Source organism: Sphingomonas sp. (assembly GCF_013812825.1).
Classification (GTDB): domain Bacteria; phylum Pseudomonadota; class Alphaproteobacteria; order Sphingomonadales; family Sphingomonadaceae; genus Sphingomicrobium.
This window is the reverse complement of the sequence record NZ_JACCSU010000094.1, coordinates 12,120-27,568: the sequence shown is the minus strand read 5'-3', so window position 1 is coordinate 27,568 and position 15,449 is coordinate 12,120. Positions and strand designations below refer to the sequence as shown.

Genomic DNA, 15,449 nt, shown 5'->3' with positions numbered 1-15,449 from the left:
GGCCCTGTGCGACGCGCTCGACGCGGCCGGCCCTTACGGCGCCGGCTGGCCCGCGCCGCGGGTCGCGGCGGGACCGGCGCGGCTGCTCAAGACCGGGATCGTCGGCGACAACCATGTCCGCGGGCTGGCCTGCGGCGACGACGGCAAGAGCTTCAAATGGATCGCCTTCCGAAGCGCCGCGACCGAGCTCGGCCAGGCGCTGCTCGCGTCACCCGGCGACCGGCGCTGGTGGCTCGCCGGGACGATCAAGCGCGACGAATATCACGGCGGCAACGCGGCCGAGATGCACCTCGAGGATGCCGCAGAAGCCTGAGCGCTTGCTTGACCCCTCCGGGTCGCTCGCCTAACCGGCTCCGGCCTTTCCGGCCCCATCGTCTAGCGGTCCAGGACGTCGCCCTTTCACGGCGAAAACACGGGTTCGATTCCCGTTGGGGTCACCAGGACCAGCCATGCCGGCGGCATGGCGCAGGTCTTGGTGACAGCGCGCATCAACATGAAGGAACCTGAAGCGAGGCTCGGGGCTTGTGCCGCCATGGCCGCTCAGGATCCGCAGCAGCCGACGAGCGAACCGGACCCGCTGCTCGAGGTCGCGAACAACCCGCGCTATCAGCAGCTGGTGCGCGAGCGGTCGCGGTTCTCCTGGACGCTGACGATCATCATGCTGGTGATCTTCTTCGGCTACATGCTGCTGATCGCCTTTGCTCCCGAGCTGCTCGGGCGGCGGATCGGCGGCGGGACCACGACCATCGGAATCCCGATCGGGATCGGCGTCATCCTGTCCGGCATCCTGCTCACCGGAATCTACGTGCATCGGGCGAACAGCCGGTTCGACCCGCTGATCGCCGAGGTGGTCGAGGAGTCGGAGCGTTGAACGGATCGCTGGCGCCACGAATCGCGGTGCTTCTGATCGCGGTGGTGCTCCCGGCCGCAGCGCTCGCGCACACCCGGCTTGCCGCGGCCGCGGCGCAGGCGACCAACTGGCCGGCGGTGCTGGTGTTCGCCGCGTTCGTCGTGGTCACTCTTGGAATCACCCGCTGGGCGGCAAGCCGGACCCACACCACGTCCGACTTCTACGCCGCCGGCGGCGGAATCACCGGCTTCCAGAACGGGCTTGCGATCGCCGGCGACTATATGTCGGCCGCCTCGTTCCTCGGCATTTCGGCGCAGATCTTCGCCGACGGCTATGACGGGCTGATCTACTCGACCGGCTTCCTGGTCGGCTGGCCGATCATCCTGTTCCTGCTTGCCGAGCGGTTCCGCAACCTCGGCCGCTACACCTTCGCCGACGTCGCCTCGTTCCGCTTTGCGCAGACTCCGGTGCGGCTGTTCGCGGCATTCAGCACGATGTCGGTCGTGCTGTTCTATCTGATCGCGCAAATGGTCGGCGCCGGGCAGCTGATCAAATTGCTGTTCGGCCTGCCGTACGAGTTCGCGGTGGTGATCGTCGGCGTTCTGATGACGCTCTACGTGATGTTCGGCGGGATGATCGCGACCACCTGGGTGCAGATCATCAAGGCGGTGCTTCTGCTCGGCTGCGCGACGGTGATGGCGATCGCGGTTCTCGCCAGCTTCAACTTTTCGCCCGACGCTTTGTTCGCCAAGGCGGTCGAGGTGAAGACCGGGCTTGCAGCCGGGGAGGGCGCTCCGGCGGGCGACGCCGCGGCGCGCGGCCAGTCGATCATGGCCCCCGGAAATTTCATCAAGGACCCCATTTCCGCGATCTCATTCGGGATGGCGCTGATCTTCGGGACCGCCGGCCTGCCGCACATATTGATGCGCTTCATCACCGTCCCGGACGCGAAGGCGGCGCGCAAGTCGGTACTGTGGGCGACCGGCTGGATCGGCTATTTTTATCTGCTGACCTTCATCATCGGCTTCGGGGCGATCGTGATGGTCGCAACCAACCCGGCCTTTGCCGACCCGGCCGGCGGCTTGCGCGGCGGCGGCAACATGGCGGCGATCCACCTTGCCAATGCGATCGGCGGGGACCTGTTCCTGGGCTTCGTGTCGGCCGTGGCGTTCGCGACGATCCTGGCGGTCGTCGCCGGACTCACGCTCGCCGGCGCGTCGGCAGTCAGCCACGACATCTACGCGTCGGTGATGCGCAAGGGCGAGGCGGGCTCGGACGAGGAGCTGCGCGTGTCGCGCTACACCGTGCTGGTGCTTGCGGCGGTGGCGATCCTGCTGGGCATCGTGTTCGAGGCGCAAAACGTCGCGTTCATGGTCAGCCTGGCCTTCGCTCTTGCCGCGTCCGGCAATTTCCCGGTGCTTTTGCTGTCGATCCTGTGGAGCGGCTGCACGACGCGCGGGATCGTGTGGGGCGGAACGATCGGAGTGCTGGTCGCGCTGGTGCTGACGATGCTGTCGCCGGGCGTGATGGTGGCGGCGTTCGGGTTCGAGCAGGCGATCTTCCCCTACACCTCGCCGACCATCTTCTCGATGCCGCTGGCGTTTCTGACGATCTGGCTGGTGTCGAAGCTCGACCGGAGCGGCCGGGCGGCGATCGACCGCTCGGGCTATGTCGCGCAGCGCGTGCGGTCGGAAACCGGGATCGGGTCGGGCGCCGCGGCGCAGCACTAGGCTTTAGCGCAGCCGCTCGGCGTGCCAGCGCAGGTGATCGGCCATGAAGGTCGAGATGAAATAATAGCTGTGGTCGTAGCCCGGGCGGCGATTCAGCTGGAGCTCGATACCGGCGGATTGGCACGCCTCTTCGAGCAGCTCGGGGCGAAGCTCCTGCTCGAGGAACGGGTCGGAATCGCCGACATCGACCAGCAGCTCGGGGATGCGCGCGCCGTCCTCGATCAGCGCGACGGCATCGTGCTTGCGCCACGCCCGCCGGTCGGCGCCGAGATAATTGCCGAGCGCTTTCTGGCCCCACGGCACCTGGCTCGGCGCAATGATCGGCGAGAATGCCGAGACCGACCGGAAGCGCTCCGGGTTGCGCAGGGCGACGGTCAGCGCCCCGTGCCCGCCCATGGAATGACCCATGATCCCCTGCCGCCCCGACTCGACCGGGAATTTGGCCTCGATCAGCGCCGGCAGCTCCTCGGTGACATAGGTCCACATGCGGTAATGGCCGGACCACGGCTCCTCGGTCGCATCGAGATAGAACCCCGCGCCGAGCCCGAGATCCCAGCCGCCGTCGGGCGCCGTTGGAACCCCTTCGCCGCGCGGGCTGGTGTCGGGCGCGACGAACACGAGCCCGAGCTGCGCGCAGGCAGCGCGATACTCGCCATTTTCGGTCACGTTGGCGTGGGTGCAGGTCAGGCCCGAGAGATACCAGACCACCGGCAGCCGCGCGCCGCTCTCCGACTGCGGGGGCAGGAATACCGAGAAGGTCATGTCGGTGCCGGTCGCGACCGACGAGTGGCGGCATACGAGCTGGCGGCCGCCGTGCGATTTCGCTTCGGAGACGATCTCCATCAGTAGACGACGACCGCGCGGATGCTTTCGCCGGCGTGCATCAACTCGAAGCCCTTGTTGATCTCCTCGAGCTTCAGGACATGCGTGATCATCGGGTCGATGGCGATCCTCCCGTCCATGTACCAGTCGACGATCTTCGGCACGTCGGTTCGGCCCCGCGCGCCGCCGAACGCGGTTCCTTTCCACACCCGGCCGGTGATCAGCTGGAACGGCCGGGTGGCGATCTCCTTGCCGGATTCGGCGACTCCGATGACGACGCTGGTTCCCCAGCCGCGGTGGCAGCATTCGAGCGCGCTGCGCATCACGTCGGTGTTGCCGGTGCAGTCGAAGCTGTAATCGGCGCCGCCGTCGGTCAGCTCGATCAGATGCTTGACGAGGTCGCCTTCGATGGCGTTCGGGTTGACGAAATGGGTCATGCCGAACCGGCGGCCCCACTCCTCCTTGTTGGCGTTGATGTCGACCCCGACGATCATGTTGGCGCCGGCCATCCGGGCGCCCTGGACGACGTTGAGGCCGATCCCGCCGAGACCGAACACGACGACGTTCGAGCCCGGCTCGACCTTGGCGGTGTTGATCACCGCGCCGACCCCGGTGGTGACTCCGCAGCCGATGTAGCAGGCCTTGTCGAACGGGGCGTCGTCGCGGATCTTGGCGACGGCGATCTCGGGCAGGACGGTGAAGTTCGAGAACGTCGAGCAGCCCATGTAATGGTAGATGGTCTCGCCCTTGTAGCTGAAGCGGCTGGTGCCGTCGGGCATTACCCCCTTGCCCTGGGTGGCGCGGACCGCGGTGCACAAATTGGTCTTGCGCGACAGGCAGGCTTTGCACTCGCGGCACTCGGAAATGTACAGCGGGATCACATGGTCGCCCGGCTTGAGCGTCGTCACTCCGGCGCCGACCTCGCGGACGATCCCCGCCCCCTCGTGACCGAGGATCGAGGGAAAGACTCCTTCGCTATCGAAGCCGTCCAGAGTGTAGGCGTCGGTGTGGCAGATTCCGGTCGCCATGATCTCGATCAACACTTCACCGTCCTTGGGGCCGTCGAGGTCGAGCTCGACGATCTCCAGCGGCTGCTTGGCTTCGAACGCGACGGCGGCACGGGTCTTCATGAGTCGGGCTCTCCAGTTCGATTTGCGCCGCCTTGCCACCGCGAAAGCCATCGGCCAATGCTTCAATCTCACGAGGTAGCCATGAGCACGAACAACTGGCTTGAGGGCCGCCACGCGCTGGTCACCGGCGGCGGCACTGGGATCGGGGCTTCCGCGGCGACTCATCTCCACTCGGCCGGGGCGAAGGTCTCGCTGCTCGGCCGGCGGCTCGGACCGCTGGAACGCACGGCCGCGATCGTCTCCGGAAGCGTCCACCAGTGCGACGTCACCGACCGGGCGGCGATCGAGCAGGCGTTCGCGGCAGCGCGCGCCGCCAACGGCCCGATCGAAATGCTGATCGTCAACGCCGGGATCGCCGAAAGCGCGCCGTTCGCGAAGATGACCCGGGACAGCTGGGACCGGATCATCGCGGTCAATTTGACCGCGGCGTTCGAGAGCGTGCAGGCGGCGCTGCCCGACCTGCTGGCGAGCGAGAACGGGCGGCTGGTGTTCGTGGCCTCGGTGGCGAGCCTGCGCGGAGTGCCTTACGCCGCCCATTACGCGGCCTCGAAGCACGGGCTGCTGGGCCTGATGCGCAGCCTGGCGGCCGAATATGCCAAGACCAAGCTGACGGTGAACGCGGTCTGCCCCGGCTATGTCGACACGCCGATGACCGACCAGTCGGTGGCGCGAGTGTCGCAGATCACCGGGCGCAGCGAAGAGCAGGCGCGCGGCGCCATCACCAACATGAATGCGAGCGGGCGACTGGTCGATCCCGACGGAATCGGAACGATGATCCTGACCCTGTGCCTGCCGAAGAGCCGCGACATCAACGGCGCGGCAGTCACCATCGACGGCGGGACCAGCGCGTGAGACTCGAACCCACGACGTTCGAGCCCGAGCATTTCCTGTGGGATTATTCGAACGGCGTCGCGACGGTCACCCTCAACCGGCCCGAGCGCAAGAACCCGCTGACCTTCGACAGCTACGCCGAGCTTCGCGACATGTTTCGCTCGTTGAAAGATGCTCATGACGTCAAATGCGTCGTCCTGACCGGCGCCGGCGGCAATTTCAGCTCGGGCGGCGACGTCCACGAGATCATCGGGCCGCTGACCAGGATGGACCTGGACGGGTTGCTGAAGTTCACCCGAATGACCGGCGATCTGGTGCGGGCGATGCGCGCCTGCCCGCAGCCGATCGTCGCCGCGGTCGAGGGCGTGTGCGCCGGCGCCGGAGCGATCCTGGCGATGGCCAGCGACCTTCGGCTTGCCGCTCCAAATGCGAAGACCGCCTTCCTGTTCACCCGCGTCGGCCTGTCGGGCGCCGACATGGGCGCGTGCGCGATCCTGCCGCGGATCATCGGCCACGGCCGCGCCGCCGAGCTGCTGTTCACCGGCCGCAACATGAGCGCCGAGGAGGGGCATGCGTGGGGCTTCTTCAGCCGCATTTGCGACGACGTCCAGGCCGAGGCGCAGGCGCTCGCCCGCGAGCTCGCCGACGGTCCGTCTCGAGCGCATTCCGTCACCAAGCGGCAGCTCGACGCCGAATGGGCCGAACCGATCGAGATCGCGCTCGACATGGAGGCCGAAGCGCAGGCGGCGCTGATGCAGGCGAACGATTTCAAGCGCGCCTACGAGGCTTTCGCGGCCAAGCGGACGCCGGAGTTCAAGGGCGACTGATGGGCGACCGAAGCTTCCTCGCCTGGCCATTCTTCGAGCCGCGCCACCGCGAGCTGGCCGACAAGCTCGAGCGCTGGTCGGCCCGGCTCGGCGACGAGGAGGGCGATCTCGACTCGCGATGCCGGGCGCTCGTCGGCGAGCTCGGAGCGGCGGGATTCCTCAAGCTGTGCGTTGCCGACGGCGACCGGCGGCCCGACGTGCGCAGCCTCGCGATCGCGCGCGAGGCGCTCGCCTACCGAAGCGGCCTCGCCGATTTCGCGTTCGCGATGCAGGGCCTGGGCTCCGGCGCCATCTCGCTGTTCGGGACCATCGAGCAGAAGCGCCGATGGCTGCCCAGGGTCGCCAGCGGCGAGGCGATCGCCGCGTTCGCCATGACCGAGCCGGCTTGCGGGTCCGACGCGGCGAACATCCAGACCTCGGCGATGCGCGACCCCGGAACGGGGTCCGGGGCAGGTGCCGACGACTGGGTCCTGGTCGGCGAGAAGACCCTGATCTCGAACGGCGGCATCGCGGACTTCTATTTGACCTTCGCGCGCACCGGCGAAGGTGAAGGCGCACGCGGCTTGAGCGCCTTCATCGTTCCCGCCGACGCGCCGGGGCTCCGCGTCGCCGAGCGGATCGAGGTGATCGCGCCGCATCCGCTGGCGCGGCTCGAATATGACAAGGTTCGCGTCCCATCCGACGCGCTGGTCGGAGCGCCCGGCGAGGGCTTCCGGATCGGCATGGAGACGCTCAACCTGTTCCGAGTGACCGTTGGCGCCGCGGCGCTCGGTTTCGCGCGCCGGGCTCTGGACGAGGCGCTCGGCTTCGCCTCGAAGCGCCGGCTGGGAACCGAGACGCTTGCCGACAATCCGGTGACCCAGGCCAAGCTCGCCGACATGGCGCTGCTGATCGATTCGTCGGCGCTGCTGGTGGCGCGCGCGGGGTGGCAGCAGGATATCGGCGGAACGGACAATCGCCGGGCGGCGGCAATGGCGAAGCTCCACTCGACCGAGGCCGCGCAACAGGTGATCGACGCGGCGGTGCAGCTTCATGGCGGCGCGGGCGTGACCCGCGGAGTCAAGGTCGAAGAGCTCTACCGCGAGATCCGCGCGCTTCGCATTTACGAGGGCGCGAGCGAGGTGCAGCGGCAGATCATCGCCAAGGACCTGCTCAAGGAGTCGCGGTCCTCATGACCGGCAGCTTCAGAGAATCGGTTAGCTGCGGATGCCTCATCGCGTTGGGCCTGTTTGCAGCGCTGTACCTCCTCGGCAAGATCGCGGAGTGGACGGGCGCAGTATGAAGGCGCTGCTCCCGCCCGGCTGGCCGCGACCGAAGGGCTATTCCAACGCGATCTCGGCGAAGGGGCGGCTGATCGTCACCGCCGGCGTCGTCGGCTGGGACGAGCATGAGCAGTTCGTGTCCGACACACTTGCCGCCCAATTCGCGCAGGTGCTGCGCAACATCGTGGCAATCCTTGCGGAGGACGGAGCCGGGCCCGAGCATATCGTGCGGATGACCTGCTACGTGACCGACATCCTTGCCTATCGCGCTTCGCTCGCCGAGATCGGCGCGGCGTGGAAAGATATCATCGGCAAGCATTATCCGGCGATGGCGCTGGTCGCGGTAAGCAGCCTCGTGGACCCTCAGGCAATGGTCGAAATCGAGGCGACCGCGGTGGTGCCCGAGTGAACGTTTTCGTCATTGCGAGGAGCGCAGCGACTCGGCAATCCAGCGCAAACCGGGGACTGGATTGCCGCGCTTCGCTCGCAAAGACGCTATGAAATACGACAGCTTCGTCCGGGACCGGCTGCCGCCGTCCGAGCTATTGCCCGAATTCCACTTCGACCTGCCCGAACTGCAATATCCGGAACGCCTCAACGCGGCGGCCGAGCTGCTCGCCGGCGGCGAACCGGACGCTTTGGCAGTCGTCAACGCCCACGGCCGCTGGAACTACGCCGAGCTCGACAAACTCTCCGGCCGAATTGCGCGGCTGCTGGTCGATGAGCATGGGCTCGTGCCCGGCAATCGAGTGCTGCTTCGCGGCCCCAACGGCTACACGATGCTCGCCGCGTGGCTCGGGATCCTCAAGGCCGGCGGAGTGGTGGTCGCGACCATGCCGCTGCTTCGCCCCGGCGAGATCGCGACGGCGATCGACCGCGCGCAGGTCAGCCACGCGATCGTCGACAGCCGTTTCATCGGCGACTTCCGCCAGGCGATGGAGCAGACGCGGTTCGTCGAGCATCTGGTCAAATATGACGGCGACCACGGCAGGGGCGAGCTCGAGACGCGCTGCGCCAGTCTCGAACCGCTGCCGCCGGTCGACACCGGCCGCGACGATCCGGCGCTGATCGCCTTCACCAGCGGCACCACCGGCGTTCCCAAGGGCTGCGTCCAGTTCCACCGCGACATTCTCGCGCCGTGCGACAGCTTCTCCAAGCACCTGATCGGAATGAGACCGGGCGACATCGCACTGACCTCGGCGCCGCTCGCCTTCACCTTCGGCCTCGGCGCGGGTTTCCTGTTCCCGCTGCGCGCCGGCGCAGCGTGCGCGACCATCGAGCAGCCGAGCCCGCCGGCGATGCTCGAGGCGATCGCGCAGTTCTCAATCACGCATCTCGGGACCGCTCCGACCGCGTACAAGGCGATGCTCGCCACGGAGGGGTTGAAGCAGAACCCCAAATCCATTCGCCCCGAGCCTGTCGAAGGGCTGTCTTCACCACTTGTGTCGAAAGAGAAAGGCAGTCCTTCGACGAGCTCAGGACGAACGGAAAGTCTGCTGGAGGCTGCACTCAGGACCCTGCGCTACTGCCTGTCGGCCGGCGAGCATCTGCCCGAGGCGACGTGGCGCGCGTGGAAAGAGCGCACGGGAATTGCGATCACCGACGGCATCGGCGCGACCGAGATGATGCACATCTTCATCTCTGCCGCCGGCGACGACATTCGCCCGGGCGCGACCGGCAAGGCGGTGCCGGGTTACGAGGCCACGGTGCTCGACGAGGCCGGCCGGCCGATGGACGAGGGCACCGGCAGGCTCGCGGTCAAGGGCCCCACCGGCTGCCGCTACCTCGATGACCCGCGCCAGGCGGATTACGTGCATGACGGCTGGAACGTCACCGGCGACACCTACCGGCGCGACGGCGACGGCTATTACTGGTACCTCGCTCGAAGCGACGACATGATCGTCAGCTCGGGCTACAACATCGGCGCTCCCGAAGTCGAAAATGCGCTGCTGTCGCACCCCGCCGTCGCCGAATGCGCGGTGATCGGAGTGCCGTGCGAGGAGCGCGGACAGAGGGTGAAAGCGTTCGTGGTGGCAGCTGCGGATGTCGAAGCATCCGATGAGCTAATCACCGATCTCCAGGCGCATGCGAAAGCGCAGATCGCCCCCTACAAATACCCGCGCGTAATTGAGTTCGTCGAAACGCTACCAAAGACCGCAACCGGCAAGCTCAGGCGCGCGGACCTGAGGAAACGAGCTACCGCATGACGACGACGCTTCTCCTTGCTGGTTCCGTCGCGGCGGTCGCAGTCGGCTCGTTGATTTGGGCCTTCCTGCGACCGACGAAAATCATCTTCCCAGAGCGTCTCAACGATTGGCTCGAATCGGAAGAGTTCCGAACATGGCTCGGTGAAGACGATCATTGGTTCATGTGGGGCAGGGAAATGGACGGCCGATATTTTGTCGAGACCTTGGGCTACTTCAACGCTTGGCACATTCGTAAGAAGGCGTTCGAAAAAGATACCGGATCTTGAATTGCCGCCTACTCAAACTCCACGATCACCTGATCGACGGAGAGGCTGTCGCCGGCTTTGACGGGCGTGGCCTTGACCGTCGCCGCGCGGCCCGCGCGCAGGATGTTTTCCATCTTCATTGCTTCGACCACCGCGACCGGCTGGCCGGCCTCGACCTTGTCGCCGACCTCGACGTCGAGCCGCGTCAGCAGCCCCGGCATCGGCGCGATCAGCAGCCGCGACAAATCCGGCGGCGCCTTCTCGATCATGTGCTGCGACAGCTCGGCGACGTGCGGCGGCATCACCTGCACCTTGTGTCTGCGCCCACGCGCCGTCAGCGCCCAGCCGCGGCCCTCGCGCCTGATGCGGACGGTTCGGCGGCGGCCGTCGACGGTCGCGGTCAGCAGCCGCTGGCCCGGCTCCCAGCGGCCGATGATGTCGATCAGTTCGCCGGCGCCTGCCCCGGACCCCGATCCGGGGTTGACCACCGCCAGAGTGCCGCCGTCATAGGGCTTGATCCGCACCCGGTGCTCGGCCGAGCCGATCTTCACCACGCGTTCCGACGGCTGCGGGACCGGCCCGTTGAGCTGGTCGTCGACCTCGGCCGCGCGCGCCTCGTGGACCGCGGCCACCATCCCGGCGATCGCGGCGAGGTCGAGCAGCAACTGTTCGTCGGCCGGAGCGCCGGTGAAGCCTTCGGGATATTCCTCGGCGATGAAGCCGGTCGTGATGTCGCCCGAGCGGAAGCGCGGGTGCTGCATCAGTGCCGAGAGGAAATCGACATTGTGGCCGATGCCGTCGATCTCGAACGCGTCCAGCGCGGCGACCTGCGCGTCGATCGCCGCTTCGCGATCGGGACCCCAGGTAATCAGTTTGGCGATCATCGGGTCGTAGAACATCGACACTTCGCCGCCCTCGAACACGCCGTCGTCGACGCGAACTTGGACATCCGAGCCCCCAGCCGTTCGGGCTGAGCTTGTCGAAGCCCTGCGCTTCCTTTTCCCGCTGGAAGAAAAGGCCAGCCCTTCGACAGGCTCAGGGCGAACGGAATCGGATTGCATTGGCGGTTTGTATCTAACCAGCCGGCCGGTGCTCGGCAGGAAGTGGCGATACGGGTCTTCCGCATAGACGCGCGTTTCGACCGACCAGCCGTCGAGCTTCACGTCCTTTTGCCGAAGACCGAGCTTCTCGCCGGCGGCGACCCGAATCATCTGCTCGACGAGGTCGAGGCCGGTGACTTCTTCGGTCACCGGATGCTCGACCTGCAGCCGGGTGTTCATCTCGAGGAAGTAGAAGCTCTTGCCGCTCGGGTCGGCGCCGCTGACGATCAGCTCGACGGTGCCGGCGCTGTAATAGCCGACGGCCCTGGCCAGCGCGACCGCCTGCTCGCCCATCGCCTTGCGCATCGCCGGAGTGACGAACGGCGACGGCGCTTCCTCGACCACTTTCTGGTGGCGCCGCTGGATCGAGCATTCGCGCTCGCCGAGGTAGAGGACGGTGCCGTGCTGGTCGCCGAGCAGCTGGATCTCGATGTGGCGCGGCGCCTCGATGAATTTTTCGATGAACACCCGGTCGTCGCCGAAGCTCGCAAGCCCCTCGCGCTTGGTCGCCTCGAAGCCGTCGCGCACGTCCTGCTCGTTGTGGGCGAGGCGCATGCCCTTGCCGCCGCCGCCGGCCGAGGCCTTCATCATCACCGGGTAGCCGATGTCCGCCGCGATCTTCACCGCCTCCTCGGTGGTCGCGATGTCGCCGAGGAAGCCCGGCACGATGTTGACTCCGGCCTTCTGCGCCAGCTTCTTCGATTCGATCTTGTCGCCCATCGCCGCGATGGCTTTGGGCGGCGGCCCGATGAAGGTGATCCCCGCCTTGTCGAGCGCCCTGGCGAAGCGTTCGCGTTCGCTCAGGAAACCGTAGCCGGGGTGCACCGCTTCGGCGCCGGTCGCCTTGCACGCGTCGATGATCAGCTCGGCGTTGAGATAGCTTTCGCTCGCCGGCGGCGGGCCGAGCCGGACGCTTTCGTCGGCCATCCGCACGTGCGGCGCGCGCGCGTCGGCGTCGGAATAGACCGCGACCGTCGCGATCCCCATCCGCTTGGCGGTGCGGATCACCCGGCACGCGATCTCCCCGCGGTTGGCGATGAGGACCTTCGAGAACATCAGAACTTGTTTCTGCTTTTATCGAATACCGGAAGATCGGCGGGGTCGCACGTCATTTGAAATTCGATTGAGCTAAGCCCACCGGCGGGCAGATCGGAATGATGCACAAACTCGGCTTTGCCTGACGCTCGATCGACCTTGAAATCGCACATTGCGCCGGCCCGTTCGGATCGAACCGAAATCAAACCAGGGGAAAAGATGATGTTGTCGATGTAGCCGCCCCGGAAGCACACGTCTTCGAATTGCTGGCGTGGAATCATTGCGCGTTGCACGCGTTTTGCGGACTCGTCGAAAACATAAATTTGTCTTGGCAGGTCGTACGATCGTTTGACCGGCTTACCCTGAATAGTGTCCATGAACTGAGCAGTGCCTTTGCAAGCAATCGCAAACGATTCTGCTTGAGCATTTGAGCCGCAAGCGGCGATGCTGAACGAAGCAACGGCGGCGAAGTATCGCGATTTTTTCATCACTCCGCCGCCTTGTCCAGCGGCGGGCGGTTGTGGCCTAGAAGGCGCAGCACCTCGTCGGCGGCGTCGGCGAGGTTCGTGCCGGGACCGAAGATCGCCTGCACTCCGGCGGCGCGCAGCATCGCGTAATCCTGCGGCGGGATGACTCCGCCGGCGACGACCTTGATGTCGGCGCGGCCCATTTCCTTCAGCGCGTCGATCAGCTCGGGGATCAGGGTCCGGTGCCCGGCCGCCAGCGTCGACGCGCCGACCACGTCGACGTCGTTCCCGGCGGCCATTTCCGCCGCTTCGCGCGGCGTCTGGAACAACGGGCCGGGGATCACTTCGAAGCCGAGGTCGGTGAACGCCGACGACACCAGATTGGCGCCGCGGTCGTGGCCGTCCTGGCCCATTTTCGCGACCATGATGCGTGGCTTGCGGCCGAGGCGATCGGCGACGGATTTCGTTCCCTCGACCGCCGCCTTCCAGCGCGGGTCGCCACGCGCCTCGCCGTAGATCCCGCGCACCGGCTCGGGCTGCGTTCCGTAACGCCCGAACGCGCGCTCGAGCGCATCGGATATTTCGCCGAGCGTGGCCCGCACACGCGCGCATTCCACTGACAGCGCCAGGAGATTGGAGTCTCCTCCCCGGGACGGGGAGGTGGCAGCGCGAAGCGCTGACGGAGGGGATTCCGCGCCGATAACGCCGCCCCCTCCACCATCCCCGTCTGCGCGGGGACGGTCCCCCTCCCCGTTCCGGGGAGGAGACTTGGCGGATTCCGTCAACGCATCGAGCGCCGCACGCACCTTGGCCTCGTCGCGCTCCGCCCGCACCCGCTCCAGCCGCGCGATCTGCCCGCTGCGGACCCGCGCCGTGTCGACCTCGAGGATGTCGTGCGGCTCTTCTTCGGGCAGACGGTAGCGGTTGACCCCGACGATCACCGTCTCGCCGGTGTCGACCTTGGCCGCGCGCTCGGCCGCCGCCTCCTCGATCCGCTGCTTGGGCAAGCCTTCGGCGACCGCCTTGGTCATTCCGCCATGCGCCTCGACTTCCTCGATCAGCTCCCACGCCTTGTCCTCGAGCTCGCGGGTCAGCGCCTCGACGTACCAGCTCCCGCCGAGCGGATCGGCGACCGCGGTGACTCCGCTTTCCTCGGCGAGGATCAGCTGCGTGTTGCGGGCGATTCGGGCGGAGAAATCGGTCGGCAGGGCAATCGCCTCGTCGAAGCTGTTGGTGTGCAGCGACTGGGTGCCGCCGAGCACCGCGGCGAGCGCTTCGATCGTGGTTCGGACGATGTTGTTGTACGCATCCTGCTCGGTCAGCGACACGCCGCTCGTCTGGCAGTGGGTGCGAAGCAGCTTCGACTTCTCGTTCTGCGCGCCGAGGTCGGTCATGATCCGCGCCCACAAAGTGCGCGCCGCGCGCAGCTTGGCCACCTCCATGAACAGGTTCATGCCGATGCCGAAGAAGAAGCTCAGCCGCGGCGCGAACGCGTCGATGTCGAGGCCGCGCTTCATCGCCGCGCGGACATATTCGCGCCCGTCGGCAAGCGTGTAGGCGAGCTCCTGGACCGCGGTCGCTCCGGCCTCGTGCATGTGATAGCCGCTGATCGAAATCGAGTTGAACCGCGGCATTTTGGCCGCGCAATAAGCAATCACGTCGGAGACGATGCGCATCGAGGGCTCGGGCGGATAGATGTAGGTGTTGCGGACCGCGAACTCTTTCAAAATGTCGTTCTGGATGGTGCCCGACATTTGCTCGGGCGGCACCCCCTGCTCCTCGCCGGCGACGATGTAGAAGGCCATCACCGGCAGCACCGCTCCGTTCATGGTCATGCTGACCGACATCTGCCCAAGCGGGATTCCGTCGAACAGCAGCTTCATGTCCTCGACGCTGTCGATCGCCACTCCGGCCATGCCGACGTCGCCGGCGACGCGCGGATTGTCGCTGTCGTAGCCGCGGTGGGTGGCGAGGTCGAAGGCGACCGAGATGCCGTGCTGCCCGGCCGCCAGATTGCGGCGGTAGAAAGCGTTCGAATCCTCGGCGGTCGAGAAGCCGGCGTACTGGCGGATGGTCCATGGCCGTCCCGCGTACATCGTCGCATAGGGGCCGCGGGTATAGGGCGGCAGGCCCGGCCAGCCGCTGTCGATATCGCCTGCGTCGCCGGGGCCGTAGACGGTCTTGAGCGGAATGCCCTCGAGCGTCTCGCGCTTGAGGTCTCGGCCGCGCGCTTCCTTCGCGGCGAGCGCCTCCCAATCCTCTCGCGTCGGCTTTTTATCGGACATACAACTCCGTTCGGGCTGAGCCTGTCGAAGCCCTGTCTTTCTCTTTGACTGCACTAGGAAAAGGGCAGCCCTTCGACAAGCTCAGGGCGAACGGGATTTGATTTGCAGCAATTGGTCAATGCGCCCGCTTCGGCGACTCCATGATCTCGGTCAGAACCCCGCCCATGTCCTTGGGATGAAGGAAGAACACCGGCGTCCCGTGAGCGCCGATGCGCGGCTCGCCCAGCACCCGCGCGCCCCTGGCCTCGAGCTCGGACTTCGCCGCGTGGATGTCGGGGACTTCGAAGCAGACATGGTGCTGGCCGCCGAGCGGGTTGCGCTCGAGGAACTTGGCGATCGGCGAGTCGGCACCGAGCGGCTCGATCAGCTCGATTTGCGAATTGGGAGTGTCGACGAAGCACACCCGAACCCCCTGCGCCGGTAGGTCGAACGGCTCGCCGATCCGCGTCGCACCAAGCATCGTTCGGTACAGCTCGACGCTGTTCTCGATCGAGGGAGTCGCGACGCCGACATGGTTGAGGCGGCCGAGCTTCATTCGCTCCTCCCCGGCACGGGGAGGGGGACCAGCGTAGCTGGTGGAGGGGGCGTCGTGCCACGCGAAGCGCCCCCTCCGTCAGCCTTCGGCTGCCACCTCCCCGTAGCGGGGAGGATTTTTGCC

14 protein-coding genes, 1 tRNA gene and 1 pseudogene are annotated in these 15,449 nt (G+C 66.7%); 10 read left to right on the top strand and 6 right to left on the bottom strand.

Annotated elements, in window-relative coordinates; genetic code table 11:
* The 4 genes and pseudogenes from H0T81_RS12460 to H0T81_RS12445 form a co-directional block, all read left to right on the top strand.
* A pseudogene (locus tag H0T81_RS12460) lies at nucleotides 1-313 on the top strand (single-stranded-DNA-specific exonuclease RecJ); the annotation flags it as partial.
* Between the two features lie 51 nt (nucleotides 314-364).
* A tRNA-Glu gene (locus tag H0T81_RS12455) sits at nucleotides 365-440 on the top strand.
* 20 nt (nucleotides 441-460) lie between these two features.
* On the top strand, nucleotides 461-871 hold the full coding sequence (locus tag H0T81_RS12450) for a DUF485 domain-containing protein (RefSeq protein ID WP_294013741.1): 411 nt from the start codon (nucleotides 461-463) through the stop codon (nucleotides 869-871).
* 44 nt (nucleotides 872-915) lie between these two features.
* Complete coding sequence (locus tag H0T81_RS12445) at nucleotides 916-2,580, top strand: cation acetate symporter (protein WP_366474382.1); 1,665 nt, start codon at nucleotides 916-918, stop codon at nucleotides 2,578-2,580.
* A 3-nt stretch (nucleotides 2,581-2,583) separates the two neighbouring features.
* Here the strand turns inward: H0T81_RS12445 and fghA are convergent, their stop codons facing one another.
* Together fghA and H0T81_RS12435 are read right to left on the bottom strand one after the other, a co-directional pair.
* Entirely contained in the window at nucleotides 2,584-3,423 is an 840-nt protein-coding gene (gene fghA, locus H0T81_RS12440) for an S-formylglutathione hydrolase (RefSeq protein ID WP_294013737.1), read from the bottom strand.
* Nucleotides 3,423-4,532: an S-(hydroxymethyl)glutathione dehydrogenase/class III alcohol dehydrogenase gene (locus tag H0T81_RS12435; protein WP_294013734.1), complete on the bottom strand. Its 1,110-nt coding sequence runs from the start codon at nucleotides 4,530-4,532 to the stop codon at nucleotides 3,423-3,425. The genes fghA and H0T81_RS12435 overlap by 1 nt, the downstream gene beginning before the upstream one ends.
* Before the next feature lie 81 nt (nucleotides 4,533-4,613).
* On the opposite strand from H0T81_RS12435, the gene H0T81_RS12430 reads away from it, so the two are divergent.
* The 6 genes from H0T81_RS12430 (at nucleotide 4,614) to H0T81_RS12405 (ending at nucleotide 9,925) form a co-directional block, all read left to right on the top strand.
* On the top strand, nucleotides 4,614-5,384 hold the full coding sequence (locus H0T81_RS12430; protein WP_294013732.1) for an SDR family oxidoreductase: 771 nt from the start codon (nucleotides 4,614-4,616) through the stop codon (nucleotides 5,382-5,384).
* Nucleotides 5,381-6,190, top strand: a complete 810-nt coding sequence (locus H0T81_RS12425; RefSeq protein WP_294013729.1) for an enoyl-CoA hydratase family protein — start codon at nucleotides 5,381-5,383, stop codon at nucleotides 6,188-6,190. The genes H0T81_RS12430 and H0T81_RS12425 overlap by 4 nt, the downstream gene beginning before the upstream one ends.
* On the top strand, nucleotides 6,190-7,365 hold the full coding sequence (locus H0T81_RS12420; protein ID WP_294013727.1) for an acyl-CoA dehydrogenase: 1,176 nt from the start codon (nucleotides 6,190-6,192) through the stop codon (nucleotides 7,363-7,365). The genes H0T81_RS12425 and H0T81_RS12420 overlap by 1 nt, the downstream gene beginning before the upstream one ends.
* A gap of 88 nt (nucleotides 7,366-7,453) precedes the next feature.
* Nucleotides 7,454-7,861, top strand: a complete 408-nt coding sequence (locus tag H0T81_RS12415; protein ID WP_294013722.1) for a RidA family protein — start codon at nucleotides 7,454-7,456, stop codon at nucleotides 7,859-7,861.
* 88 nt (nucleotides 7,862-7,949) lie between these two features.
* The gene (locus H0T81_RS12410) at nucleotides 7,950-9,659 is read left to right on the top strand and encodes an AMP-binding protein (protein ID WP_294013719.1); all 1,710 of its coding nucleotides are present in this window, start codon (nucleotides 7,950-7,952) and stop codon (nucleotides 9,657-9,659) included.
* Entirely contained in the window at nucleotides 9,656-9,925 is a 270-nt protein-coding gene (locus tag H0T81_RS12405) for a hypothetical protein (protein ID WP_294013716.1), read from the top strand. Before H0T81_RS12410 ends, H0T81_RS12405 begins: the two co-directional genes overlap by 4 nt.
* 8 nt (nucleotides 9,926-9,933) lie before the next feature.
* On the opposite strand, the gene H0T81_RS12400 is transcribed toward H0T81_RS12405, so the two are convergent.
* From H0T81_RS12400 to mce, 4 genes are all read right to left on the bottom strand, one after another.
* Nucleotides 9,934-12,060: an acetyl/propionyl/methylcrotonyl-CoA carboxylase subunit alpha gene (locus tag H0T81_RS12400; protein WP_294013714.1), complete on the bottom strand. Its 2,127-nt coding sequence runs from the start codon at nucleotides 12,058-12,060 to the stop codon at nucleotides 9,934-9,936.
* Nucleotides 12,060-12,527, bottom strand: a complete 468-nt coding sequence (locus H0T81_RS12395) for a hypothetical protein (protein ID WP_294013711.1) — start codon at nucleotides 12,525-12,527, stop codon at nucleotides 12,060-12,062. Before H0T81_RS12395 ends, H0T81_RS12400 begins: the two co-directional genes overlap by 1 nt.
* Nucleotides 12,527-14,791, bottom strand: coding sequence for a methylmalonyl-CoA mutase (scpA, locus tag H0T81_RS12390; RefSeq protein ID WP_294013706.1), 2,265 nt, complete (start codon nucleotides 14,789-14,791; stop codon nucleotides 12,527-12,529). Before scpA ends, H0T81_RS12395 begins: the two co-directional genes overlap by 1 nt.
* Nucleotides 14,792-14,906: 115 nt before the next feature.
* Nucleotides 14,907-15,326 carry a methylmalonyl-CoA epimerase gene (gene mce, locus H0T81_RS12385; RefSeq protein ID WP_294013703.1) on the bottom strand — a complete coding sequence of 140 codons (420 nt, stop codon included), beginning with the start codon at nucleotides 15,324-15,326 and terminating at the stop codon, nucleotides 14,907-14,909.
* Nucleotides 15,327-15,449: the final 123 nt, after the last annotated feature.